The 22,966-nt window shown below is 64.1% G+C and carries 23 protein-coding genes and 1 pseudogene; 11 read left to right on the forward strand and 13 right to left on the reverse strand.

Annotated features, from left to right (window positions below):
* Positions 1 to 3: 3 nt before the first annotated feature.
* On the reverse strand, positions 4 to 663 hold the full coding sequence (locus P6U29_RS18225) for a peroxiredoxin (RefSeq protein WP_407118823.1): 660 nt from the start codon (positions 661 to 663) through the stop codon (positions 4 to 6).
* 393 nt (positions 664 to 1,056) lie between these two features.
* Between P6U29_RS18225 and P6U29_RS18230 the strand changes: the two genes are divergently transcribed.
* Positions 1,057 to 1,629, forward strand: a complete 573-nt coding sequence (locus P6U29_RS18230) for a hypothetical protein (protein ID WP_407118824.1) — start codon at positions 1,057 to 1,059, stop codon at positions 1,627 to 1,629.
* Positions 1,630 to 1,669: 40 nt separating this feature from the next.
* Here the strand turns inward: P6U29_RS18230 and P6U29_RS18235 are convergent, their stop codons facing one another.
* The gene (locus tag P6U29_RS18235) at positions 1,670 to 3,523 is read right to left on the reverse strand and encodes an alkaline phosphatase family protein (protein ID WP_407118825.1); all 1,854 of its coding nucleotides are present in this window, start codon (positions 3,521 to 3,523) and stop codon (positions 1,670 to 1,672) included.
* A 541-nt stretch (positions 3,524 to 4,064) separates the two neighbouring features.
* Entirely contained in the window at positions 4,065 to 5,165 is a 1,101-nt protein-coding gene (locus P6U29_RS18240) for an IS4 family transposase (RefSeq protein ID WP_407112594.1), read from the reverse strand.
* Positions 5,166 to 5,768: 603 nt separating this feature from the next.
* Here P6U29_RS18240 and P6U29_RS18245 point away from each other — a divergent pair.
* The gene (locus P6U29_RS18245; RefSeq protein WP_407118826.1) at positions 5,769 to 7,016 is read left to right on the forward strand and encodes an IS1182 family transposase; all 1,248 of its coding nucleotides are present in this window, start codon (positions 5,769 to 5,771) and stop codon (positions 7,014 to 7,016) included.
* The gene (locus tag P6U29_RS18250) at positions 6,919 to 7,545 is read left to right on the forward strand and encodes a transposase (protein ID WP_407118827.1); all 627 of its coding nucleotides are present in this window, start codon (positions 6,919 to 6,921) and stop codon (positions 7,543 to 7,545) included. Before P6U29_RS18245 ends, P6U29_RS18250 begins: the two co-directional genes overlap by 98 nt.
* On the opposite strand, the gene P6U29_RS18255 is transcribed toward P6U29_RS18250, so the two are convergent.
* Positions 7,533 to 7,811 carry a hypothetical protein gene (locus tag P6U29_RS18255; protein ID WP_407118828.1) on the reverse strand — a complete coding sequence of 93 codons (279 nt, stop codon included), beginning with the start codon at positions 7,809 to 7,811 and terminating at the stop codon, positions 7,533 to 7,535. The genes P6U29_RS18250 and P6U29_RS18255 overlap by 13 nt on opposite strands.
* A gap of 287 nt (positions 7,812 to 8,098) precedes the next feature.
* On the opposite strand from P6U29_RS18255, the gene P6U29_RS18260 reads away from it, so the two are divergent.
* Positions 8,099 to 8,548: a hypothetical protein gene (locus P6U29_RS18260; RefSeq protein WP_407118829.1), complete on the forward strand. Its 450-nt coding sequence runs from the start codon at positions 8,099 to 8,101 to the stop codon at positions 8,546 to 8,548.
* Positions 8,549 to 8,566: 18 nt separating this feature from the next.
* Here the strand turns inward: P6U29_RS18260 and P6U29_RS18265 are convergent, their stop codons facing one another.
* Positions 8,567 to 9,409, reverse strand: a complete 843-nt coding sequence (locus P6U29_RS18265) for a GNAT family N-acetyltransferase (protein ID WP_407118830.1) — start codon at positions 9,407 to 9,409, stop codon at positions 8,567 to 8,569.
* Positions 9,410 to 9,509: 100 nt separating this feature from the next.
* Between P6U29_RS18265 and P6U29_RS18270 the strand changes: the two genes are divergently transcribed.
* Together P6U29_RS18270 and P6U29_RS18275 are read left to right on the forward strand one after the other, a co-directional pair.
* The gene (locus P6U29_RS18270) at positions 9,510 to 10,214 is read left to right on the forward strand and encodes an SDR family oxidoreductase (RefSeq protein ID WP_407118831.1); all 705 of its coding nucleotides are present in this window, start codon (positions 9,510 to 9,512) and stop codon (positions 10,212 to 10,214) included.
* A gap of 271 nt (positions 10,215 to 10,485) precedes the next feature.
* On the forward strand, positions 10,486 to 11,319 hold the full coding sequence (locus P6U29_RS18275; protein WP_407118832.1) for an outer membrane protein: 834 nt from the start codon (positions 10,486 to 10,488) through the stop codon (positions 11,317 to 11,319).
* A 65-nt stretch (positions 11,320 to 11,384) separates the two neighbouring features.
* On the opposite strand, the gene P6U29_RS18280 is transcribed toward P6U29_RS18275, so the two are convergent.
* Positions 11,385 to 12,446, reverse strand: a complete 1,062-nt coding sequence (locus P6U29_RS18280; protein WP_407118833.1) for a serine hydrolase — start codon at positions 12,444 to 12,446, stop codon at positions 11,385 to 11,387.
* A 282-nt stretch (positions 12,447 to 12,728) separates the two neighbouring features.
* On the opposite strand from P6U29_RS18280, the gene P6U29_RS18285 reads away from it, so the two are divergent.
* The 3 genes from P6U29_RS18285 (at position 12,729) to P6U29_RS18295 (ending at position 14,348) form a co-directional block, all read left to right on the forward strand.
* On the forward strand, positions 12,729 to 13,112 hold the full coding sequence (locus P6U29_RS18285) for an ArsR/SmtB family transcription factor (protein WP_407118834.1): 384 nt from the start codon (positions 12,729 to 12,731) through the stop codon (positions 13,110 to 13,112).
* Positions 13,112 to 13,600, forward strand: a complete 489-nt coding sequence (locus P6U29_RS18290) for an SRPBCC family protein (RefSeq protein WP_407118835.1) — start codon at positions 13,112 to 13,114, stop codon at positions 13,598 to 13,600. The genes P6U29_RS18285 and P6U29_RS18290 overlap by 1 nt, the downstream gene beginning before the upstream one ends.
* A gap of 481 nt (positions 13,601 to 14,081) precedes the next feature.
* Positions 14,082 to 14,348: a hypothetical protein gene (locus P6U29_RS18295; protein WP_407119351.1), complete on the forward strand. Its 267-nt coding sequence runs from the start codon at positions 14,082 to 14,084 to the stop codon at positions 14,346 to 14,348.
* Positions 14,349 to 14,569: 221 nt separating this feature from the next.
* Here the strand turns inward: P6U29_RS18295 and P6U29_RS18300 are convergent.
* Together P6U29_RS18300 and P6U29_RS18305 are read right to left on the reverse strand one after the other, a co-directional pair.
* Positions 14,570 to 14,836, reverse strand: a pseudogene (locus P6U29_RS18300) (Bug family tripartite tricarboxylate transporter substrate binding protein); the annotation flags it as partial.
* Positions 14,837 to 14,872: 36 nt separating this feature from the next.
* Positions 14,873 to 15,757: an IclR family transcriptional regulator gene (locus P6U29_RS18305; protein ID WP_407118836.1), complete on the reverse strand. Its 885-nt coding sequence runs from the start codon at positions 15,755 to 15,757 to the stop codon at positions 14,873 to 14,875.
* A gap of 211 nt (positions 15,758 to 15,968) precedes the next feature.
* On the opposite strand from P6U29_RS18305, the gene P6U29_RS18310 reads away from it, so the two are divergent.
* Positions 15,969 to 16,811 carry a hypothetical protein gene (locus tag P6U29_RS18310; protein ID WP_407118837.1) on the forward strand — a complete coding sequence of 281 codons (843 nt, stop codon included), beginning with the start codon at positions 15,969 to 15,971 and terminating at the stop codon, positions 16,809 to 16,811.
* Positions 16,812 to 16,815: 4 nt separating this feature from the next.
* Here P6U29_RS18310 and P6U29_RS18315 read toward each other — a convergent pair whose 3' ends face one another.
* Complete coding sequence (locus P6U29_RS18315; RefSeq protein ID WP_407118838.1) at positions 16,816 to 17,478, reverse strand: response regulator; 663 nt, start codon at positions 17,476 to 17,478, stop codon at positions 16,816 to 16,818.
* Positions 17,475 to 18,857, reverse strand: coding sequence for a histidine kinase (locus P6U29_RS18320; protein WP_407118839.1), 1,383 nt, complete (start codon positions 18,855 to 18,857; stop codon positions 17,475 to 17,477). Before P6U29_RS18320 ends, P6U29_RS18315 begins: the two co-directional genes overlap by 4 nt.
* Before the next feature lie 193 nt (positions 18,858 to 19,050).
* Here P6U29_RS18320 and P6U29_RS18325 point away from each other — a divergent pair, with 193 nt between their 5' ends.
* The gene (locus P6U29_RS18325; protein ID WP_407118840.1) at positions 19,051 to 19,935 is read left to right on the forward strand and encodes a DUF2380 domain-containing protein; all 885 of its coding nucleotides are present in this window, start codon (positions 19,051 to 19,053) and stop codon (positions 19,933 to 19,935) included.
* On the opposite strand, the gene P6U29_RS18330 is transcribed toward P6U29_RS18325, so the two are convergent.
* Genes P6U29_RS18330 through P6U29_RS18340 form a run of 3 tightly spaced genes read right to left on the reverse strand, consistent with a single transcriptional unit; the run spans position 19,925 to position 22,956 of the window.
* Positions 19,925 to 20,956 (reverse strand): L-idonate 5-dehydrogenase, encoded by a 1,032-nt coding sequence (locus P6U29_RS18330; RefSeq protein ID WP_407118841.1) that lies wholly within the window; start codon positions 20,954 to 20,956, stop codon positions 19,925 to 19,927. The genes P6U29_RS18325 and P6U29_RS18330 overlap by 11 nt on opposite strands.
* Positions 20,957 to 20,976: 20 nt before the next feature.
* The gene (locus tag P6U29_RS18335; protein WP_407118842.1) at positions 20,977 to 21,744 is read right to left on the reverse strand and encodes an SDR family oxidoreductase; all 768 of its coding nucleotides are present in this window, start codon (positions 21,742 to 21,744) and stop codon (positions 20,977 to 20,979) included.
* 12 nt (positions 21,745 to 21,756) lie between these two features.
* Entirely contained in the window at positions 21,757 to 22,956 is a 1,200-nt protein-coding gene (locus P6U29_RS18340) for a mandelate racemase/muconate lactonizing enzyme family protein (RefSeq protein ID WP_407118843.1), read from the reverse strand.
* Positions 22,957 to 22,966: the final 10 nt, after the last annotated feature.

Below are 22,966 nucleotides of genomic sequence, written 5' to 3' on the forward strand. Positions count from 1 at the left end.
GAGTTACTTCGGCTGCGGCACGATGCGGATGTAGGGCTTCGGCTCCTTCCAGCCCTGCGGGTAGATCGTCCTGGCCTCGTCATTGGAGACCGAGCCCGCAATGATGACGTCTTCGCCCTGCGACCAGTCGGCCGGCGTCGCGACGCGATGCTTGGCGGTGAGCTGGAGCGAGTCGATGGCGCGGAGGATCTCCTGGAAGTTCCGCCCGGTGGTCATCGGGTAGACCAACACCAGCTTGATCTTCTTGTCCGGCCCGATGACGAAGACGTTGCGGACGGTCTGGTTGTCGGCCGGCGTGCGGGTGAGGGGATCGCCCGAGGTCGAGGCCGGCAGCATCTCGTAGAGCTTCGAGACGTTGTAATCGGTGTCGCCGATCATCGGGTAGTTCGGTGCGGCGCCTTGGGTCTCTTTGATGTCCTCTGACCATTTGGAATGGCGGTCGACCGGATCGACCGAGAGGCCCATCAGCTTGACGCCACGCTTGTCGAACTCCGGCTTCAACTTGGCGAGAGCGCCAAGCTCGGTCGTACAAACCGGCGTGAAGTCCTTCGGGTGCGAGAACAAGAGTGCCCAGCTGTTGCCGATCCAGTCATGGAACTTGATCTTCCCTTCGGTGGTCTCGGCTTCGAAGTCGGGGGCGTTGGCGCCGATCGGGAGTGTCATGGTTCTACCTCATCTCTTTGAATTTACTATGGAATTCATGTCTGGCCGTCACACTCAGTATAATGGCTTGGCGAAGCCAAGTGAACGCCAAGTGAACCGGCTCAAGTAAAATATGAATTCCTTCTTTGAACGGCCGATTTCCTAGCACCTTTCTGTTACAGCGGCGCCTGCGACGAAACATCTCCACAGGAGCCGCACGGGCCTCGATTGCCCCGATAATGCCTTTTATGACTTCCATCACGCCCGCCCGGCGCGTCCTAGAACCAAATTGGTCCTGACAGCGACCAATTGGCAACCATCTAGAAAAGTCGCGATCCCCATATCGAATCGTTAACCACCCCTTTACGCCGGCATGAAAATGCTAGCCGATCGGAAGAAGTCTGGAAGTGAACTATGTCTGCCGCTGCGCCTAAGTCTACCGAGTCGTCGTCCCTCGAACCGTCCTGCCGCGATACCGCGGCCCATGCGCTGAGCATTGTGCGCGACGGCGTGATCACGGGCGAAGGCCCGACCACCAAGGGAAGGGTGCATTTCTCCCGTTCGCTCGATGCCGATGACACCGCCTGGTGCTCGCGCATCCTCACCGCCACCGCCGTCAACGACCAGCCCGTCAGCCGCGCCGAGGCCGAAGTGCTGTTCGAGATCAACGAGGCCGCGACCGAGCGTACTGACGGCGGCCGGTTCGACGACCTGCTCGCCAAGGCTGTTGCCCACTACGCCGCCAGCGCCTCGGGCCTGAAGGTGCCGCCGCGCAGCGTCGCGCTGTCCGCCGACACCGAGATCGAGAGCTGGGCGCCGTCCTATGCGTCCAAGGTCAACAGCGAGATGCTGGAGTGGATTGCCGGCCAGATGCGCGGCAAGCGCCAGATGAACCGTCGCCTCATGGCGATGGTGGCGACGTTCCTGGGCGCCACCGCGCTGCCTCTGGCGGGCCAATTGCCGAACGTGTTCGACATTGGGATGTAAGATTTTGGGCGTCACTTGAGGACGCGAGGGAACGGCGGGGTCATTTCCCCGCCGTTTTTTGTTTGCCGGCGTCGAGCTCTAGCCCGAGCGTGCGGCCCGGAAATCCAGCGGCATCGAAATAGCGTTGACTGCCGACTCGCTGGAAGTTCAGCACGGTCATCAGGCCGCCCTCGGCGGGCTTGGACTTCAGCGTGCCAACATAGGCCTTTGGCACGATGCCGTTGGGCATGGCCTCCGACATCACGCGGCCGATCAGGCTGCCGTTCTGCGAGGCGCGCAGGCCCATGAGCTGGGCGGCCGTCATGCCGACGTCCGCATTGCTGACCGGAATCTCGTCGACATAGCCGGCTTTGAAGTCCGGCCCGATCGCGGCCATGAAGTTCATGGTGTCGCCGCGGCTGAAGCTGCCATGCATGCCCTGGCCCTGGCGCAGCACGGTATCGGCCACCTGGACCGAGCAGTTGGTCGGCGCCTCGCCGCAATCGCTGGCATAGGAGCGGAAGTTGACGACGATCGACGGGGTCGGCGTCGCCGGCTTGCCGCGCAAGTTGATGCTCGACAGCGGCAGCGTGCCGGGGAAGCGGCCGAGCGAGTCCTCCACGAACAGGCCGGAGACGTAGTCCTGCTCGAGCAGCACCTTGATCGTTTTCGCGGCGAGCTTCTTGTCCTTGTTCGGCAGGTAGATCAGATCCGAGCCGCCATTGGTGGCGACGACGAGATCGGGCTTGGTGGGATCCTTGCCGAGCACGCCGTTGCCCGCCTTGGGGTGCTTGTTGCCTTCAATCTTCACATTCTTGTCGTTGGGGTCGAACAGCGGCAGGTCGAGCGCTTTCGCAAGGTCGAGCGCCAGGAAGCCCATCGGCAGGAAGTCCTTGGGCGTGTCGTCATAGCTCACCTTGGCCGACGGGCTGGTCTTGCTTTCCTTCGAAATCGTCGAGAAGCCATGGTCGGCGGAAACGATGATGTTGGTCGAGGCGGCGAGCCCGAGTTCGTCGAGCGCTTTGCGGAGCTGGGCGAGGTTGGTGTCTGCGTTCTTGATGCCGGCCATCGAGGTCGGGCCGTTGATGCCGGGCTTGATCTGGTTGAGGCTGTCGCCGGTGTTGTGCTGGCTGCCGTCGGGGTCGCGCGACCAGAACACCAGCACGAACGGCTTGTTGCGCGCCTTGAACATCGGCAGCACCACCTTGGTGGCGACGTCGGCGAAATAGGCCTGCTGCGCGACGTTGGCGACCGTGGTGCCCGGCGTCTTGGCATCGCCCGCCTTGGAATTGTCGCCGCGCGGCGGCGTGGCGAGGGGCAGGCCGGCCTTGGTCAAAGCGTCTTTCACCTCGTCCGACAGCGCCACGCTGTTCTTGCCGCCCGTGGAATCATCGAACACGATCGAGTGCAAGCCGGGCTTTTCAGGCTTGTCGGTGTGGTCGAACTGATAGGTCGGACCGACCTTGCCGATCGCTGCGGTGCTCAGCCCCTTGTCGCGGGCCATCTTCAGAATGGTCTCTTCGTTGAGGTAGTCGCCCCTAAAATGCTCGTCGATGTCACCGAGCACGGCGTCGTTCTCGATGAAGGGGACAACGGTGTCACCGGCGGGCGCTGAGGTGTAGCCGGTCCAGATCGTGTTGGAGAACACGCCGGTGTCGCCGAGATAGTGGCCGGTCGACATTGCCGAGCCGTTGGCCATGGTGAAGGTCGGGAAGAGGGAGTGCGGGTTCTTGAAGTTGACGCCCTTGTCGCGGACCTCGGCCATTGCGGGGGCCGTCTCCGGCGTCACCTTCAGCGCGCGTAGGCCATCGGGGATGAACAGAATCAAATTGCGGGGCGTGTTGTTCTGGGCCGAGGCAAGTCCGGTGGACAGGACGGTCAGTCCGGCGGACAGCAACAGCAGTGAACGGCGCATCAAATCTCTCCCTGCGATGAGGCGGCTCGGCCGCGATCGCGGCTCCCAGCTTCGTTTAGTTTCGCTGCATGACTGTTTTGTTACAAGGCCTGTTGGGGGCTGGGGAGGGATGACGTTGATCTCGTGTCCCGGACGCGCTGCAACGCTCTTGGCGTTGCGGCGCAGAGCCGGGACCCAGAAGGCCACACGGATTGCTGTTGCATGGGCCCCGGCTCCGCAGCGCATCACTTCGTGCTGCGCAGCGTCCGGGGCACGAGATCGCCGTTCAACGAAAAGCATAGCTGATCATCCTCGCGGCTCATCTCGCCCGAGCTATTGCTTCAGTTGGCTCCCTCAAAAGCGCCGAAGGCGCAGGGAAGACCGCATAGGCGTTAAGGTAGCGCGAGCATCGATTGATACGGACGTTTTCGAGGAGGCTCGCGCAGGTGCCGCCCAAGCGCTCGCTTTCTGCGGCGGAAGCAACGGATGGTTGGTTGTGGAATGATCGCTTGTAGCAAGGATGCAACGAGTTGTTGCAAAACACGCCAAGCGCCAGGTGCCGTCAGGCGGCCTGCATCCAGCGGGGAGAGTCCTCGAAGTCGCGGGCAAGCGGCTCGAGCAGCAGGATGATCAAGAGGTGTGCCAGCAAGTAGGGCTTGGCGGAGCGCGGATCGGTTCCAGGTGGCGTCTTGAGACCAATCAGACTCTTCAGTCGCTTGAAGCCAAGTTCGATGCGCCATCGCAGTCGATAGAGCGCGAGTACATCCTTGGTGGAGAACTCGTCCCGTGCGAGCGACGTGACCAGAATGACCCAATCCGCGGCTTCCAGAGTTTCTTTGGAGATGACGCGGTTTTCGTCTTGTGCGTCGCGCCGGGCTTTACGACGCGAAGCCGCGACTGCACCGGCGGGCTTCTTGACTGCGACCAGACGCATAGCCAGAGGCGCACCGTCCTTGCGTTTGATCCAAATCCTCCGATCGATCAGTCCGTGCGCCTTCGCCGCACGCAATTGGGCCATCAGATCGAATGGAAGGCCTTTGGCATCAAGCCAACGTGCGTTCTTCCAGCCCGCTCGGATCAAAACGTCTGCCCCGGCGTCGCGGACAGCGGCGATGCGGTCAGGTTGCAGATAAGCGCGGTCAGCAATGCGGATCTCGTTCTTGACCACCGGTATCCGGTCAAACGTTTCGCCCTCTTGCTGATCTGTCAGCTCGAAGTGACCAAAGCGCTCATATGGCAGATCGAATGCACTATGAACGCGCCAAAGCTCACTGTTCCTGCGCGCAGCCGGTCCTGCCTGAGGCACTGTCGTCGCATCGATAATGCGGATCAGGCGGCCTCGGCTCGCCTTCGGGGCTGCCGCAGCGAGCAAGCCCTCCACCAGCACTGCAAACCAATCGCCACATTGACGCAGGCGATAGAACAACGCCACGCTGCTGAGGTCGGCAAGGCCAACAGAAGCGGCCCACGCGGCTGTCGATCTCAACCCTCTTTCACCCAGACAATAGGCCAGCATCAGCCGAAGTAACGACACCGCATCTGGAATTTGGCGCCGCCGCACGAAAGCCTTCGTCTGGCGCGCACTTATTTCAAGCTGCGCAGCCCCGCCGAGCTGCGCAACCACTCTCGTCCAGTCCTCGTTCAGAAGCGATTCGTCTGCCATCCCGCCTTGGAATCACGTGTGATTCCAACACTCAAGAATAAACTTAACGCCTATGGGGAAGACCGGGCGCCGGCGGCACCCGCAAGTCCGTGCGCTACAGGAATGCACACGGGGTGGACCACAGGTGATGCCGGTCGCCCGGCCTTCCCTGCGCGGATGGTTTTAACGGTGTCCTTCGTGCTCTCCCCGGGGAGCGATGCACTATTGCCCCCGTCGCCTTGCGGATGGCTGATGCGGCTGCCCGGTCGGGCAACACACATCACCGCAACACTTGGCGCACAGACCCCGGGCGCCAGGACCACACGATTTTGCCGTACGCAAGCCGCACCCGTCGTTGGCGCGAGGTCTTCGCTCACGGTCGCCCGCCCTGCGAAGCTTCTCGCGCCGGTGTGGCCACGTCCACCGCCGCCCGGCCCGCGTGTCGTGACGATCGCGATACGCCCCTCTTCCTTGGGCCGGGTTGTCGCGCACTATCCGTCAATTCCGAATTTCGGTAAAGTGGAATATCTTTGGCCGAGTGCATTGACCCATCGCTTGGGTGTTTTGCCCGACGAGACTGAGCAAGAACTCGGCATTTTGGTGAGTTGATGTACGATTCTGTTCATGACGAATCGCACATTCAAGACCGGCGAGAGCCGCGACCAGGCCAGCCTGCTTCCTGCTCGGATTGAGGACTATGTCGGACCGGACAACCCCGTCCGGGCGATTGAGAGCTTCGTTCGTGTCCTCGACCTTGCCAAGCTCGGCTTTCGCCATGCGGATCGCAAGGCTGAAGAGGTCGGCCAGCCGCCATACGATCCAGCCGATCTGCTGAAGCTCTACCTTTACGGCTACATCAACCAAATCAGGTCGTCGCGTCGGTTGGAGCGGGAGGCCGGCCGCAATCTGGAACTGATCTGGCTGCTGAGGAATCTGAAGCCGGGTTATCGGACGATCGGCAATTTCCGCAAAGAGAACTGGGCGGCGCTGAAGGCAGCCAACCGCAGCTTCGTGCTGCTGATGCGCGAGCTTGGTCTTGTCGGCGGCAGCGTTGTTGCAATTGACGGCTCGTTCTTCCATGGCGACGCCAGCAAGGCCAGCATCTTTACGCGCAAACGGCTTGCCGATCAGATCATCAAGCTGGACCAAGAGATCGAGGCTTACGGCAAGTGCCTTGAGGACAATGATGCCGCGGAAGCCAAGAAGCCGGGCAAGGATGGCCCCGATGGCGGCGGCGGAGGTGGCGGCGACATCGGTGCGAAGATCGCGGCGCTGCTGGCGAAGCGCTTGCGCGCACAAGGCGACCTTGCTCGGCTGGAAGAGAATGGCGAGACGCAGCTATCCCTGACTGATCCGGATGCCCGGCTTCTGGTCAAGAGCGGCCAGGGCGTCGCAGGCTACAATGTGCAGACCGCCGTCGATGACAAGCACAAGCTCATTGTCGCCAGCGAGGTGGTGAACGACAGCAGCGATGTCGGCCAGCTACATGCGATGGCCATGGCGGCAAAAGAGGCTCTCGAGGTCGGGGCCCTGCAGGCGCTGGCAGATGAGGGCTATTACAGCAGTCGCGAACTGAAGGCCTGTGAAGACGATGGCATCACGCCCTATGTGCCGGTGCCGGAGGGCAACGCCCGGCTCGAGAAGCAAGGCCGCTTTGCCCTCAAGGACTTCAACTATGATGGCGCAACCGACACCTACCGTTGTCCTGCCGGCCAACCGCTACATCCGATGAAGAGCAGGCAAAAGAACACCAGCGGCCGCATCGAGATCCGCTATGCGGCGCGCGGAGCGATCTGCAGGACCTGCCCGCTCAAGGTCCAGTGTCTCTCGTCGAACGCGGGCCTACCGGACGATCGGTCGCTGGGAGCATGAAGGCGTTCTTGAACGTCATCGCGCGCGGATGCAGGGTGCAGGCGAGCTGATGCGCCGTCGTTTTGCCATCGTCGAGCATCCGTTTGGCACGCTCAAATGCCGCGCCGGCTATCGTCATTTCCTGGTCCGCGGCTTCGATAAGGTCCGCGGTGAGTGGAACCTGATGGCGCTCTGCTACAACTTTACCCGCGTGCTCAACATTCTTGGCTTAGACGTGTTTCTGGCCGCCCTCGCAAAGACGCTCGCTCCTGGCCGAGGCACCCTCGCAGCCCTCCTGCAGGGCATCCAGCTTGCTCCAGAGGCCTTCTGGATCAATCACCCGCCTCCGATCGCAATCGGTCGCCCACACCGGCCTGACTCCGCCAAAACCAGTAATTCTTGCTCAGTCTCGACGGGCAACGCGAGGGATTGTGGCCGGGATGTTCGATCAGGTGCGGTCGCTGCGCAAGCAGCAGGGCCGCTGACGCACAAAAGCCCACCATCCGTTGTGGACGGTGGGCCTCGAGTCAAACGATCTTACCAGCGATAGCCGCCGGTCAGCGTGCCGTTGTTGTTGCCGCCAGGGCCGACATCGCCCTGCGTCGAACTCGGGGTTGGATGGTTGGTGCCATTGAACGCACCGTAGGGCCCCGCGACGTCAGGATAGTACGCGCGCGGTTGAACCGGTTCGTAAGGACCCGTGCGGTCCCAGCCCACGCGCGGTCCGTTCCAGTCGTAGCCCTGCGCCGAGGCAGCCGCGGTGCCTGCGACGAGCGATGCCGCGATCAGGCAGAGTAGTTTTGACTTGTTCTGCATTGGAGATGCTCCTTGCTAGTGTTTGGGGGCCAACGGTTGCAATGCGGGAGCGTTCCGGGCGTATGGGCCGGTGAGCGATCAACTCCGATCAACTGGATATGAAGCGTGTGCCGCGGAACGAAGTGGCTGAAAGGAGACGCGAATTCCGGGCTTTCTGCCGCACCCAGATCCCGGTCAACCCCGTGCCTTAACCAATAATTAATTATACGTTTGCGGGTGGCCGACAGCCCGGCCTAGCCTCTCGCGGGGAGCCGCTATCGCAAAGCCAAACGAGTGTGGTGCGTATCATGATTGTCAGATCACATGGGGCGTTGTTCGCCTCGCTCAGCGCAGCCGCGCTGCTCCTTAGCTCCAGTGACAGTTTTGCCAGACCCGCTGGCGCCGCGGCATCCGGCGTCGTGACCGCCGCCGCGCCGCCGGCTGCAACACGTCCGCCGCTCGGGGCGGGCGTCCGGCTCCACCGCCGCAGCGCGCCCTGGGTCTATTGGCCGGGTGGCGGCGGATTCTTCTACGACGGCGCTGCTTACAGCCAGCCCTTCGTCGATGCCGGCCAGCCGCTCTCCACCGACGTGCGTTACACCTACACCTACGATGTTCCCTGGGACTGGACGCATCGCTATCCGCCGAACGTCGTGCCGTCCGACCGGCCCTATGTACCGAGCTGCCCGACGGAGCAGGTGACGGTGCCCGGCCGCGGCGGCAGCGAGCACACCGTCAACATCATGCGCTGCTACTGAGCGGCGGGTCCCGCTCAGCTAGCCCAGCTCGAAGCTGGTGACGCCGAAGATGCGGTCGATGCGCAGCGGCGGGATCGGCCCCGTGTACATCCGCGCCGTCTCGAACACCGGCTTGAGGCCGAACTGCTCGGCGAGCGCAATTGCGCCAGGATTGACGGCGGGGACATCGAGGAAGACCTCGCCGCGGCTCGCGCTTCCGAGCAATGTCTGCATGACCTGCTCCGCGGCCGCGCGATCGTCTGCGACGAGCGGGCCGATCTTGTAGCCCGTCCGGCACGGACGGATCACGCCCCACGCGGCGAGTCCGCTGTCGCGCAGCAATGCGCGGCCGACGCGACCGGGTGTGTTGATCCAAGCGCGCAGGAAGGCGCTGCGCCTGGCCGGGAAGACGGTGGCGTCATCGGCTTCAACAATTGCAAACGGGATATTGTCGAGGGCGACAACCTCGGCAGACGATTTCGGTGGCGCGGTCACGACGCCGCCATAGCGGATATTGGCGTAAGCCAGCTGGAAGCCGGATTTTTTGTAGTTGTCCTGCTGCGCCACGACACCATCGAGCCCGATGACGCGAGTACCCGCATGCGCGATCGCCGCATTCCAGATGCGCAGGCCATGGCCCGCACCGCGAAAGGGCTGGCGCACGATGTAGAAGCCGAGGAAGGCGAAGCGGTCGTCATAATTGACACAGGAGACGGTCGCGACCGGCTCGCCGTCGATCTCGCCGACGAAGAAGCCCTGCGCATCGGGGATCGCGAAGCAGGTGGCGTCGGCAAGGCCCGGATTCCAGCCCTCTGCCGCGGCCCAGTCGATGGCGACGGTGATCTCCTCGGGACGCAAACTGCGGATCTGCAAATCGCTCATGACGAACGCTCTCGGCGGTGGACCTGGCGGCAAGTCCGGCGGTAGAAGGCCTCATGATAGGCCGAGCCTGCGGCTCGCCTCAACACGGGGATGGTTGGTCATGGCAGCAGAGAAGGTTGCTCTCGTTATCGCCGGTGGCAGCGGCATGGGGGCGGGAGCTGCGCGGCGGCTGGCAGCGGACGGGTTTCGCGTCGCGATTCTGTCGTCCTCGGGCAAGGGCGAGGCATTGGCTGCCGAGCTCGGCGGCATCGGCGTCACCGGCTCGAACCAGTCGAACGACGATCTGAAGCGCCTCGTCGACGCTGCCATGGCGAAGTGGGGACGGATCGACGTGCTCGTCAACAGCGCCGGGCACGGGCCGCGTGCGCCCATCACCGAGATCACCGACGAGCAGTGGCACACCGGTCTCGACACGTATCTGCTCAACGTGATCCGTCCGACCCGGCTGGTGACGCCGCTGATGCAGGCGCAGAAGGGCGGCGCCATCATCAACATCTCGACGGCGTGGGCCTTCGAGCCGAGCGCGATGTTTCCGACCTCAGCGGTGTTCCGCGCCGGTCTTGCCGCCTTCACCAAGATCTTCACGGACACTTACGCCGCGGACAATATTCGCATGAACAACGTCCTGCCAGGCTGGATCGACAGCCTGCCGCAGCAGGACGCGCGCCGCGACAGCGTGCCGATGAAGCGCTACGGCAAGGTCGAGGAGATCGCGGCGACGATCTCGTTCCTGGCGTCCGACGGCGCGGCCTACATCACCGGCCAGAACATCCGCGTTGACGGCGGGCTGACGCGCTCGGTCTGACATACTCAAATTCGAATCGCATTGGCGCGGCCTTGTCGTGATGCGACGCAGGCCTGCGTTGCGCGCCGCCGGTGCAGCATGATGCGTGGCTCGTGGGCCACACTCGTCATTCGTTTGCACGACGTGGGGCGCACACTGCGGCGCAGTCCCTATGAACTTCGCCGCAGTCCAAGACGTTTCAGGGCCCGCGGTCTATGCCCAATCTGCGCCGGATGCTTTCGCCCGCGCGCATTCGAAACGCGAGTTTGTCGCGTGGGGCAAGGAGACTAGAATGAAGAAGATTTTGCTGGCTGTCGCATCGCTTGTGCTCGGCGCCGCCTCCGCGCAGGCGGCCGATCTCGCGGCACGTTACACCAAGGCGCCGGTGATGGCGCCGGGCTATGACTGGACGGGCTTCTATGTCGGCGGCAACGTCGGCGGGCAGTGGGGCAGCGCCGATCCGACCACCTCGACGGTGTTCTCGCCGACCGGCTATTTCGCCGCCAGCAGCGTGCCGGCCATCAACACGGTCGGCGCCCAGAGCGTCAACAGCTCCAGCGTGACCGGCGGCTTCACCGCTGGTTACAACTGGCAGGTCAACCACGCCGTGCTCGGCCTCGAGGGCGACATCAACTATTTCGGCTTCAAGGGAAGCGCGAGCGGCTCTGCGCTCTATCCCTGCTGTGCGCCGTCCGGCTTCACGGTTTCGTCGCAGGTCTCGGCGGACTGGCTCGCCACCATCCGCGGTCGCATCGGTTTCCTCGCGGCTCCGACCTGGCTGCTTTACGCCACGGGCGGCGCGGCCATCGCCGAGGTGAAGGGCAATTTCAACTTCACGGATACTTTCGCAGCCGCGACGGAATCGGCGGCGATCCGTGATACGCGCGTCGGCTGGACCGCGGGCGTCGGCACCGAATATGCGTTCGGTGGCGGCTGGTCGCTCAAGGCCGAATATCTCCATGTCGATCTCGGCCGCGCCAGCACGACCAGCACGAACCTTGCGGCCTTCGCGGGGGCCATCGCATTCCCGAGCAACGTCTACACCCACTCAGTGGACATCAAGTCGGACATTGTGCGCGTCGGCGTGAACTACAAGTTCGGCGGACCCGTCGTCGCCAGGTACTGAGCTTCATCCCGTTCCGGATCTGGCGTGGAAAGCCCCGGCTCGGCCGGGGCTTTCTGTTTTGAAGTTCAGCCGCCGCGCGGCGCGATCAGCTGCGCCAGCGCGGGCAGGATCTTGTAGCGCGCGATCTCATGCGGATATTCGCCGCGATTGGCGAGCAGGACGATGCCGATCCGCCGCGCCGGCACGAGACCGATATAGCCGGAGGCATTGTTGAGGCCGCCAGGCTTGTCGACGACGATGATGCCGGGCAGGCGAACCGTCTCCCAGGCCATGCCTTGCCCGAACCTGTCGTCGACGCGGAAGGCATCACGCTGCGTCAGCCGCAGTGCTTCGCGCAGATGCGGATCGACCGAGTGGCTATCGAGGCAGGCCGCTACGAAGGTCGCGAGGTCACGCGCCGAGGAGAACATCTGCCCGGTGCTGGGGAAGTCGAAATAGCTCTGCTGGTCGCCGATCGGGCCGATCGCCATGCCCTGATCCGAATAGCCCTGGACCGCGCGCTGCATCCAGGCTGCGTCCATGATGGCGCGATTGTCCTCGCCGCGCTCGGGGACGCAGGTCGCGGTCATGCCGAGCGGCCCGAGGATACGCTGTTCGAACAGGGGCGCGATCGGCATGCCATAGCGGCGCTCGAGCACGAGCTGAAGCAGCACGTAACCGGCATGGGTGTAGATGCGCTGCCGGCCGGGTGCGACGCCGGGGGCCGGCGCGAATGCGTTCAGCATCCCGATGAATTGCTCGCGATTGTACTGCTCGTTCGGCCATGGCGGATGGTCGGTCGGCAGCAGCAGCCCCGAGGTGTGCGTGACGAGCTCGCCGACAGTGACGCGGCGGATGTACTCGCCAGTCAGCTCGGGAAGGTATTTCGGCAGGCGATCGTCGAGCCGCAGTTCGCCGCGCAGCGTGCCGAGCGCCACGAGTGTCGCCTCGAACGGCTTTCGCAATGAGGCGAGATTGAACAGCGTATCCGGCGTCACCGGTCGTTTGGCGGCATCATCGGCAAAACCATAGGTGAAGAACTCGACGTGGCGGCCGGCATAGAGGGCGGCGGCGAGCCCGCCAGCATGGTCCGACGTTGCGGTCGGCGCCAGCTCGTTCGCGACGATATCGCGCATCTGCGCGATCAAGTCGGAATCCGCGAAGGCACGGTGCGACCGGCCCAACGCGATCGCAAATGGAACGAGCGCAGTCTGGGCGAGAGCCCGGCGAGTGAGTTGATACGGTTGAGTGACAATAGGCAGCACGTGTCTCAACGAACGATCCATACGCCCCAAGCCTGTCTTTAACGGGAAATGCGCCGCGTCCCAATTCACAATTGCGCGTTGTAGGTTCCGCAGCGCGGACTAAATTACTTAGCTCAGGAGCTAACAATTGTTGACACAACGCGAGCCCGGTCTATAGTTAGCTTCATGGCTAACCAATTATCCCGCCTCGACCAGATTTTCGCAGCGCTCGCCGACCCCACCCGGCGGGCGATCGTGATGCGGCTGTGCGCAGGCGAGGCGTCGGTCGGCGAGCTTGCCGATCCCTTCGACATGGCTCTGCCGAGTTTCATGAAGCACATCCACGCGCTGGAGACGAGCGGGCTTGTCTTGTCGGAGAAATCCGGCCGCGTGCGCACCTGTCGTCTCAGCCCGGATGCGCTTGTCGGCGCGGAGTATTGGTTCCAGCAGCAGCGCGCGGTCTGGGAGGTGCGGCTCGACCGGTTCGAGGCCTATGTGATGAAGCTCAAGAAAGAGAGGGCGGGCGCCAAGCGGCCGTCCCGAACAACCAAACGGAAAGGTTTTGAGTGATGACGAGTTCTTCCAATCCCGCTCTGTCGCAATGGTCGCTCGACCGCGAGATCGTGATGTCGCGCGTGATCGACGCGCCGCGCGATCTGGTGTTCGAGGCGTGGTCGGACCCGAAGCATCTGCCGCAATGGTTCGGTCCGAAAGGATTCAAGATCGAGACCTTCGAGATCGACGTGCGCGTCGGCGGCGTCTGGCGCTTCAACATGATCGGTCCCGACGGCACGGTCTATCCGAACCGGATGCGCTTCCGTCGTATCGAGCGGCCGTCGCTGATGGAGATGGATCATGGCCGCGACCAGGATGACGATCCCGGCATGTTCCGCTTCACCGTCACCTTTGCCGAGCAGAGCAACGGCAAGACCGTGCTGATGATGCGCCAGCTGGCCTCGAGCACCGAGCAGCGCGACGGCATGATCGGCTTCGGTGCCGTCGAATATGGCTACCAGACGCTGGACAAGCTGGCGGCCTATGTGGCGCGGATGAAGTGATGAGACGGGCTGATCGTTCGGGGGATCGATGCTTCGCATCATCCCCGAACATGGATGACCACCCTGAACGCGCTCTAGATTCATCCTTCAGCAGCTTGAAAAAGGGGATGCGGCTCCGACGGAGAGGATTCTCCGGGGCCGCATTCACGCTCACGCGCGGCACTTGGCCGTGATCGACGTTCGATCCAGCCTGATCGATAGTCCGGCTAGCGCCGAGGGACGTTGCCGCTAGACGGCGGAGTCATCTCATTGCGCATGCCCGGACGGCTGGAGGTATCGCGGCTGTGAAGATTGTCAGAATCGTCCTGCGCATGTCGTTTCTCCGTGAGGTTCAGGACGGACCAATCACGCGCGTCGCCAACCGTTCCTGCGCTCGCCGATGTGAAGGCGCGGCAATGTCGTCAGATCGCCCAGTCGGAGAATCGGAACACCGGCCCCGGAGCCCGATAGGAACGATCGTGGTCCTCCGGCTTTGCCGATGATGACGCACATCATCTTCAGCGACTACCGCAATCCCGCCGCGGAGCAGGCATACGAGATCGCCTGGGACTTTCTCGTGCGTACGGGCACCATCTGCGACGAATTCGAGGCCTGCGTGTTCCTGGCGCAGCGTATCACCATGATGGTCGAGGAAGGACAGACCAACCGTATCCGCATGGCCAACCGCGCGATCTCCGAATACCAGCGCCATGTCGACGAACGCGACGACTACATCCGCAGCGGCGGCCGCCGCGCCGAGAGGCGTTGAGCGCCGATCAGCGTGCCTTTCGCCGCCTCACTCCTTGGCCTCGTCGGTCACGATATCACCAAGCTTCTGCCAGAGCATGCCGTCGGAACTGCTTGTTGATGCGTAGTCGGTCGGCGTGGTCGTCACCAAGATCCGCTGCGAGCGATGCTTTTGACGAAACTGTTTTTCATGTCCGGTCCCTCCCACTCGCTATTCGCCCTTGAGGCCGGCGTCGCGGATCAGTCGCCCGGCGCATGGGCGACCATATCGTTAGCGATGCGCGTGCCGGCACCGGGCTTGTTCTCGACGATGAACTGCTGACGCAGGCTGCGGCCGAACTCTTCGGCGAGCAAGCGCAGCGAGATATCATTGGAGCCGCCGGGCCCGTAAGGCGAGATCAGCCGCACCATACGCGACGGCCAGGCGTCCTCGGCATGTGCCGCCAAACCTGAGCTCGCCGCCAGGCCGCCCGCGATTATGCCCAGCAGGGTTCGGCGTGTGATGGTCATGATGGCCTCCCGGACGCGGAGCGCCAGCTTTTATGTTCATGTCCTGGCGGGCTTCTTGTTTTGCTTGCGTGTCTCGGTCGCCGGGCCTGCCTGCCCGACGATGGCGCGGATGCTGGCGGCGAGTGCCGCGATGCGCGGGCCGATCTCGCTCTCCAGCTGCCCCGGCTGGAGCCGGAAGGCGGGGATGCCGCAATTGATCGAGAACGACTGCTTGGATTCGCTGGCATGAAACAGCGGCGCGGCGACGGCATGGATCGAGGCCATGTACTCGCCCCAGCAGGTGCAGAAGCCGCGGCTTTTGCATTGCGCGATCCCGGCACGGTATTTGTCGCGGACCGCTGCCCACAGCCCGGCGTCTTCGGCGGCGATACTCCGTTCCAGCCGGTCTGCATCGGCCGGCGGCAAGGTTGCTGCCGCGGCGCGTCCCATCGCAGTCATCACCACGGGAATGGGCATGCCGACGTCGGGCACGTGCGGGCCGACATCGCCGGAGCGCGCGGTCTCGACATAGATCATCGAGGTGGCGTCGAGCAGGCCGATCGAGACCGTGCCGCGGACGCTGTGCGCCAGCTCCTGCATCATAGGCCGCGCCACTTGGCGGAATTGCATTCCGGCGAGCAGAGGATGCGCCATCCGCAGCGCCCGCGCGCCGACGCGGTACTTCGCCCGCTCGGCGTCGTAGCGGAGGTAGCCGAGCTCGGCCAGCGTGTGGGTCAGCCGCGCCACCGTCGGCCGGGGGATGCCGGTCATGGTCGACAGCTCCATGTTGCCGAGCAGCGTGCTCCCCGCCTTGAAGGCCTCGAGCACGACGAGCCCTTTTGCCAGCGTCGTGGCGAAAGCGGCGTCGTCGGTGCTCTCCGCCAGCACTGCTGCGGCGGAGGAGAGCGGATGTCGCGATTTGGATGAATCTGTCGAGGCCATTCCTGGTTATCGGACCAGCAGATCATCTTTGTCCAATAAATTCGTAGGGGGCGAAAAAATTGTCCGATATGGACACAGCTGGCACCTCGCCATTCCGCTGGAGGACGCGCTTGGCGATCCGACCACACGGATTCTTGTCGTGGTTGCATGTCATCTTGTGACAGGATTATTACGATGACATGTCAGATCGATAAATTTTGCGGAGCGGCTCATGTTGCATTGGCAGGCGCGGTCAAATCCCCTCGCGTGGTGGTGGGGATCTCTCACCCTTGTGAGCAGCGCCAATATTCTCGTCTGGTTCATGCTCTATCGCGAGTTCTACCCGACGCCTTCGGGCAGCCTCAGTGGCGGCTCGGATATCGGGCTGATGTTCCTGCTGTGCGCCGGCTACGTGTTCGGCTGCGCCTTCCGTTCGGTGCTGCCGCGCGCCGACGTGCAGCGCATCTGCCTGTTCGACACGTGGCTTTCCAGCGTCTTCGTCGGACGCTCGGTTGCGACCGTGGCCGAAGTCTGCTTCGCCGCGCAATGGGCGATCATCCTGCATCAGCTCGGCACCATGACCGGCGCCGAGACGGCGGTGAACGTCGCGTGGGTGATCGTACCGATCATCATCGTCGCCGAGTGCTTCTCTTGGTACGCGGTGGTCACAACCAATTATCTCTACAACGCGATCGAGAATTCGCTGTGGGCGGTGACCTTCTTCCTCGCCGGCATCGCGCTGTGCCGCCTGATGCCGGAATTCCAGGGCGTGGTGCGCTGGGCGCTGATGTCAGGCATCGTCGGCATCGCCTGCTTCCTCGCCTTCCTCGTCACCGTCGACGTGCCGATGTATCTCAGCCGCTGGCGGGCGGGGCACGCCGAGGGCAACAAGTTCCTCGGCGTTCTCGAAGGCCTGCATGACGTCGCGACGCGCTGGGTGGTGACCCACGACGTCGCGCATTGGAAGGGCGAGCTGACCTGGATGTTCCTGTATTTCAGCGCCGCCGTCTGGTCGAGCCTCGCGCTCTGCGCACTCTACGCGATGGAAGGGTATCTGGCGCGTTATCTCGCCTGACCGATCACGCTTCGCCGAGATCGACCTGCGTCAACAATCCCTGGCGCAGCGCCAGCCGGACCAGCTCGATGTCGGAGCCGACGCCGAGCTTGTCCTTGATCAGGGAATGCAGGTTCGCCACCGTCTTCGGGCTGACGTGCAGCGTCTCGGCGATCTCCTCCGTCGTGTTCTCGGCGAGCAGCAGCCGCAGCACCTCGAATTCGCGCGGCGTCAGCACGTCGGCGGCCGAGCTCTCGCCGCTGATGCGGCTGAGCGCGAGCTCGTGGTCGATGTCGGGGCTGATGGCGATCTTGCCGGCGAGCACGTCCTTCACCGCGCGCACCAGCGTCTCGGGCGGACTGGTCTTGGTGACGTAACCCCTTGCACCGGCGCGGATCGCCTGCACGGCAAAGCCGGCATTCTCGTGCATGGTGAAGACGAGGATTCGTGCCGCCTTGTCCCACTGCCTGATCCGCCTGACGGCCTCGATGCCGCCGATGCCGGGCATGCTCAGGTCCATGATGACGAGGTCGGGCGCCTCGGATTTGTACAGGCGATAGGCCTCCGCACCGTCGGCGGCCTCGGCGACGACGCGCAATCCCGGCTGCTTCTGCAGCACGGAGCGATAGCCCTCGCGGACGACGGAATGGTCGTCGACCAGCAGGATGGTCGCGTCAGTCGCGCTCATGCCGCGTGCTCCAGCGCCTGCCGATCGGCGGCCGCAAGCGGAATGAACACGCGCAGCGCCGAGCCGTTAGGGCCGGTCTCAAAGCTCAGCCGGCCGCGAAGTGCGGCGACGCGCTCGCGCATGCCGAGCAGGCCCATGCCGGACTTGACGGCGGCTTCGTTGGGCCGGCCGTCGTCCTCGACCGCGAGCGCTATCTCACCTTCGGTCATCGTCAGATGCAGGCTGACCTTCTTTGCGCCGGCGTGCTTGGCCGCATTGGTGAGCGCCTCCTGCACGATGCGGTAGAGGTTGGCGCTGACGGAAGCGGGCACGCTCTCGAAGGCACCGTCGAACCGGATATCGAAGCGGGTCTGGCCGCGGCTGCGGCCGTTCCACCCCGACACCAGGCCTTCGAGGCTGGCAACCAGGCCGAGCTCGTCAACATCGGGCGGCCGCAACCGGAACAACGCACCGCGCAGCGTCTCCATCATGCCGGTCGCGGTCCGGGCAATGCTGTCGCATTCGCCCAGCAAGCCGGGACAGTCCTGCGCGGCAGTCTGGCGGGCGGACGCGGCCAGCGCGCGGATCGCAGCGAGCGACTGGCCGAACTCGTCGTGCAGCTCGCGCGCGAGATGGCGGCGCTCCTCGTCCTGGAGCGCGATCAGCTTCCGCGTCAGCTCGTTGCGTTCCGCAAGCGCGGTGTCGAGGCTTTCGGCGAGGTGGTTGAAGACGTCGCGTATGGCGGAGAGCTCGGCGAGATCGAACGGCGGCAGCCGCGTCGTGAGGTCACCGGCGGCGATGCGCTCGAGGCCGTTGCCGATCATGCGGGTGGGGCGCAGGGCGCGGGCCAGCGCGGCATAAATCAGCGCGCAAAGCAGCGGCAGCGCGATCGCAAGCGCGAGCATCAGGCGGCCGGCCTCGTGCCAAGCCTCCGCCGTCTGCACGGCCGGATCGACCGAGACCACGGTCTCGCCGAGCTTGGTTCCGCGCACGATCACGGGCCGTGCCGCCTCGCGGCCGGGGTCAAACAGGCTGCGATAGAAGGCGGCGAAGGCTTGCGGCGGCGGGTTCGCCGGGGCGGGCGCGCCACTGCAGAAGCGCTGCAGCATGTCGCCGCTCGCGCTACGGAAGCCAAGACACAGGCCCGGCGTCATCACATGGGCCGACACCGGGTCGAGGTTCGGGAAGTCCGAGCGCGGGCTCGCCACCCATTGGATCTTGCCCTGTTGCAGCTCCAGTGTCTTCGCCACGATGGCGGCGATACCGTCGATGCGCGCATGCGCCGCGCTGTCGGCCGTGACGAGGAAATAGGCGGAGATCGCGGCGAAACAGGCGGCCGATACGGCGGCCACGCGCAACGTCAGACGGACCTTGAGATCGAATCTCGGGCGATTCCACATCGGCGTGCACCTGCTGTGAACGGGTTTGTCGCGCCCTCATTAAAAGGCAGAACGCCAGCGGCGGGAAGCGTTCCCGCCTTGTCGCGGTGCAATGTCGTGAAATTTTCCCGGCATTCGTCGGGACGGTCACGGCTGCATCACCTCCGGCTGCCCGTCCAGATTTGCAGGCCGTTCCATCCCATGAGGTCCGTTGATGCACCGTTTCCGGCTGATCTTCTCTACTCTTTTCCTCTTCGTCCTCTCTCATTCACCGGTCGCTGCCGAGCCCGCCATCGGCGTTGCCATGGACGATTTCAGCTATACTGACACATCGGCCGAGCCGACCAACCAGACCGCCGCCCACGAGCGGCGGCTGGCGGCGTTCATGGCCGCGCTTCGAAGGGACATCGGCGAGGGTGGGCGTTATCGGCTCGTGCCGTCCGCCCAGGACGGAGCGACTTTCAAGGTGATCGGCGGCATCCAGAAGACGAGCACGCTGGTGCAATGGGCCAAGGTCGCCGTGATCGACGTCAGCGCCAAGAAGCTCGTGCTGGACAAGCTGTATTCCTTCCGCGGCGACAATGATGAATCATGGGAGCGCGCCGAAATCTTCGTGTCCCGCGAGGTCATGGCTGCGCTCGGCACACAAGCGCCGGTCGCGCTTGCCGTGTTCGATTTCGAGCTCGAGGACATGACCGCCGCCTCGGCGGGCGCGTCAGCCGCTTCGGATGCCTCATACCTGGCCGAGGTCACCGGCGGTGTGCGTGAGGCGCTCGGCCAATCCGGCCGCTACCGGATCGTCGATGTCGGCGGAGAGGCGGGGAAGGCGGGCACTTTGCGGGATTGCGGCGGCTGCGAGGCCTCAATTGCGCAGAAGCTCGGTGCAGACCAGTCACTGATCGGCGTGGTGCGCCGGGTCAGCCGCACCGAATACACGCTCGGCTTCCAGGTGCGCGATGCCAGGACCGGCGCGGTGCTGGCGCGCGGCGACAGCGGCCTGCGCATGGGCGCGGACTATTCCTGGAATCGCGGGGCGGTGCGATTGGTCACGGACCGGCTGATTGAGACCCAGCAAGCCACCGATAGGGCTAGAAAGTAAGCTGCACCTTCATCGATTGCGAGCGGTCGCTGGCGAGCTCGAACGCTGCGACCGCGTTCTCGAACGGCATGGTCGCCGTGATCAGCGGCTTGACGTCGATCAGGCCTTCGCCCATCAGCCGCACCGCGAGCTCGAACTCGGGGTCGAAGCGGAAGGTGCCGCGGAGCTGCAGTTCTTTTGCGACGATCGAGTTGATCGGCAGCGTCATCTCGCCGCCGAGGCCGAGCTGCACCAGCGTCGCGCCGGGCCTGAGCACGTCGAGTGCGGTGCGCAGTGCAGCCTGGTTGCCCGAAGCTTCGAACAGCGTGTCGAACACGCCTTTGCCGGCGCGCCAGGGGTCGAGCGCGGTGGCATTGGTCGCGACATTGATAGCATGCGTGGCGCCGAGCTTTTTCGCGACCGCGAGGGGCGCGTCGGCCACATCCGTCACCACGATCTCGGCGGCGCCGCCGAAGCGCGAGACCAGGATCATCAGCGCGCCGATCGGGCCGCAGCCGGTGATCAGCACGCGCTTGCCCAGCAGGGGACCGGCCTGCTTGCCGGCATGCAGACACACCGCGAGCGGTTCGGCGACCGCGGCCTCAGCTAATGACAACGTGTCGGCGATGGGAACGGCCTGCGTCGCATCGATCGTGATGAATTCGCGAAAGCCCCCCTGCACATGAGGAAAGCGCATCGCGCTGCCGAGAAAGCGCATGTCGAGGCACTGGTTGCGCATGCCTTCCTGGCAATGCAGGCACGCCCCGCACGGCTTGCTCGGATTGACCGCAACGCGCGTGCCCGGCTTGACGCTGGTGACGCCGTCACCGACATCAGCGACTACGCCGGCGATCTCATGCCCCAGCGCCATCGGCTGCCGGATGCGCACCACGCCGAAGCCGCCGTGATGGTAATAGTGCAGGTCCGAGCCGCAGATGCCACCATTGGCGATCTTGACGCGGACCTCACCCGGGCCGGGCGCGGGATCGGGGTAAGCATCAATCCGCAGGTCCTTCGGGGCGTGAATGACGACGGCGCGCATAGCTCGTTCCCTTTCGCGGATCACATCGCGGCGATCATGCCGCCATCGACGTAGATGATCTGGCCGTTGACGTAGGTGGACGCATCCGAGGCGAGGAAGATCGCGGCACCGACGAGTTCATCCGGTTTGCCCCAGCGCTTGGAGGGGATGCGGCCCATCAGCCAGTTGTTGAAGTCGGTGTTGTTGACTAGCGCCTCGTTCATGTCGGTCAGCATGTAGCCGGGGCCGATCGCGTTGGCCTGGATGCCGTGCTGCGCCCATTCCACCGCCATCGAGCGGGTCAGGTTCTTGATGCCGCCCTTGGCGGCGGTGTAAGGCGCGATGGTGGGACGCGCGAGCTCGCTGCCGAGCGAGCCGATATTGATGATCTTGCCGTGCTTGCGGGGGATCATGCGCTTGGCCGCCTCGCGGCCGATCACGAACGCGCTGGTGAGGTTGGTCTCGATCACCTTGCGCCATTCGTCGGTGGTGAATTCCACCAGCGGCTTGCGGTGCTGGATGCCGGCATTGTTGACGACGATGTCGACCGCGATGCCCTTCTTGTCGAAGTCGTTGAACACAGCGACGATCGCGGGCTCGTCGGTGACGTTGAACGCGGCGCCCTCGGCCTGATGCCCGGCGGCACGGAACTCGGCGACGGCCTGCTCGACGCGCTTGGCATCGACTCCGTTGACGATGATCCTGGCGCCGGCCTTGGCCATGCCCTCGGCGATGGCTCGGCCGAGGCCGCGGGAGGAGCCGGTCACGAGCGCAGTGCGGCCGGAGAGATCGAAGAGGGAGGTGCTCATCTCGAGGAATCCTTAGACGTTGGAACGGCGCACGGTGAGATCGGAGCGCTCGAATACGGCGGGCAGAAGGTCGACGCCGAGGCCGGGTCCTTCCATCGGATAGACGTAACCGTCCTTGATCGTAGGCATGGTGGTCACGAGCTCATTATACCAGCCCTTGTAGAAAGCGCGCACCGATTCCTGAATCAGCGTGTTGGGCTGGCTGAACGACATGTGGATGGCGGCGATGAAGCCGATCGGGCCGATGCAATCATGCGGCGCGAAGGGACGGTGATAGGTCTCGGCCATCGTCGCGATCTTGCGGCCCTCGGTGAGACCGCCGGTCCAGCACAGATCCGCCATCACCACATGCATGGCGTCGCGGTCGAGCATGTCCTTGTAGGGGAAGCGCGAGCCCAAGGTCTCGCTGGCGCAGACCCAGACGTCGGTCGAGCGGGCATATTCGGCCAGCGCCTGCGGCGAGTTCATCCGGATCGGGTCTTCGTACCAGGTGGGCTTGTAAGGTTCGAGTGCGCGTGCGATCTGCTTGGCGGTCGGCAGATTCCACAGCGAATGGAGCTCGACCATGATCTCCATCTTGTCGCCGACGGCCTTGCGGATCTTCTCGAACGGCTCGATCGCCTGCTTCATCTGGGCGGCGGTGATGTAGAGGCCCTTGTTCTCCTGCGCAGCCGGATCGAACGGCCAGATCTTCATCGCGGAGATGCCGCTTTCCAAAAGGCTTTCGGCCAGTGCATCGGCGCGGTTCATGAAGCCGTCGAGGTCTTCGTAGGGGCCCTTGGAGGCACCGAGATTCCAGTTCGCAACCGGGCTGATATTGGTTGAGCGGACATATTGTGTGCCGGCGCAGGTGTTGTAGATGCGCTGCTTGTCGCGGCAGAGGCCGCCGAGCATCTGGTGGACCGGCTGATTGCAGACCTTGCCGAACAAATCCCACAGCGCGATGTCGATGGCGGAGGCCGCGCGATATTCGACGCCGGTGGAGGACTGCGCCATCGGCAGGTTCAGCATGTCGCGGTGGATCGCCTCGATGTGCAGCGGATTGCGGCCGAGCAGGCGGCCGGCAAAGGTGTCGTGGATCTGCGCCTCGACCGCGCCGGCGCCGTAGAATGTTTCGCCGAGCCCGATCACACCCGTGTCGGTGTGGATGCGGACCCAGATGACGTTGGAGAATTCCTCGGTGCGCAGGGTCTCGATCGACGTGATCTTCACGGCAACAGTC

It is taken from the genome of Bradyrhizobium sp. LMG 9283, assembly GCF_045571415.1.
In the GTDB taxonomy this organism is placed as follows: Bacteria; Pseudomonadota; Alphaproteobacteria; order Rhizobiales; family Xanthobacteraceae; genus Bradyrhizobium.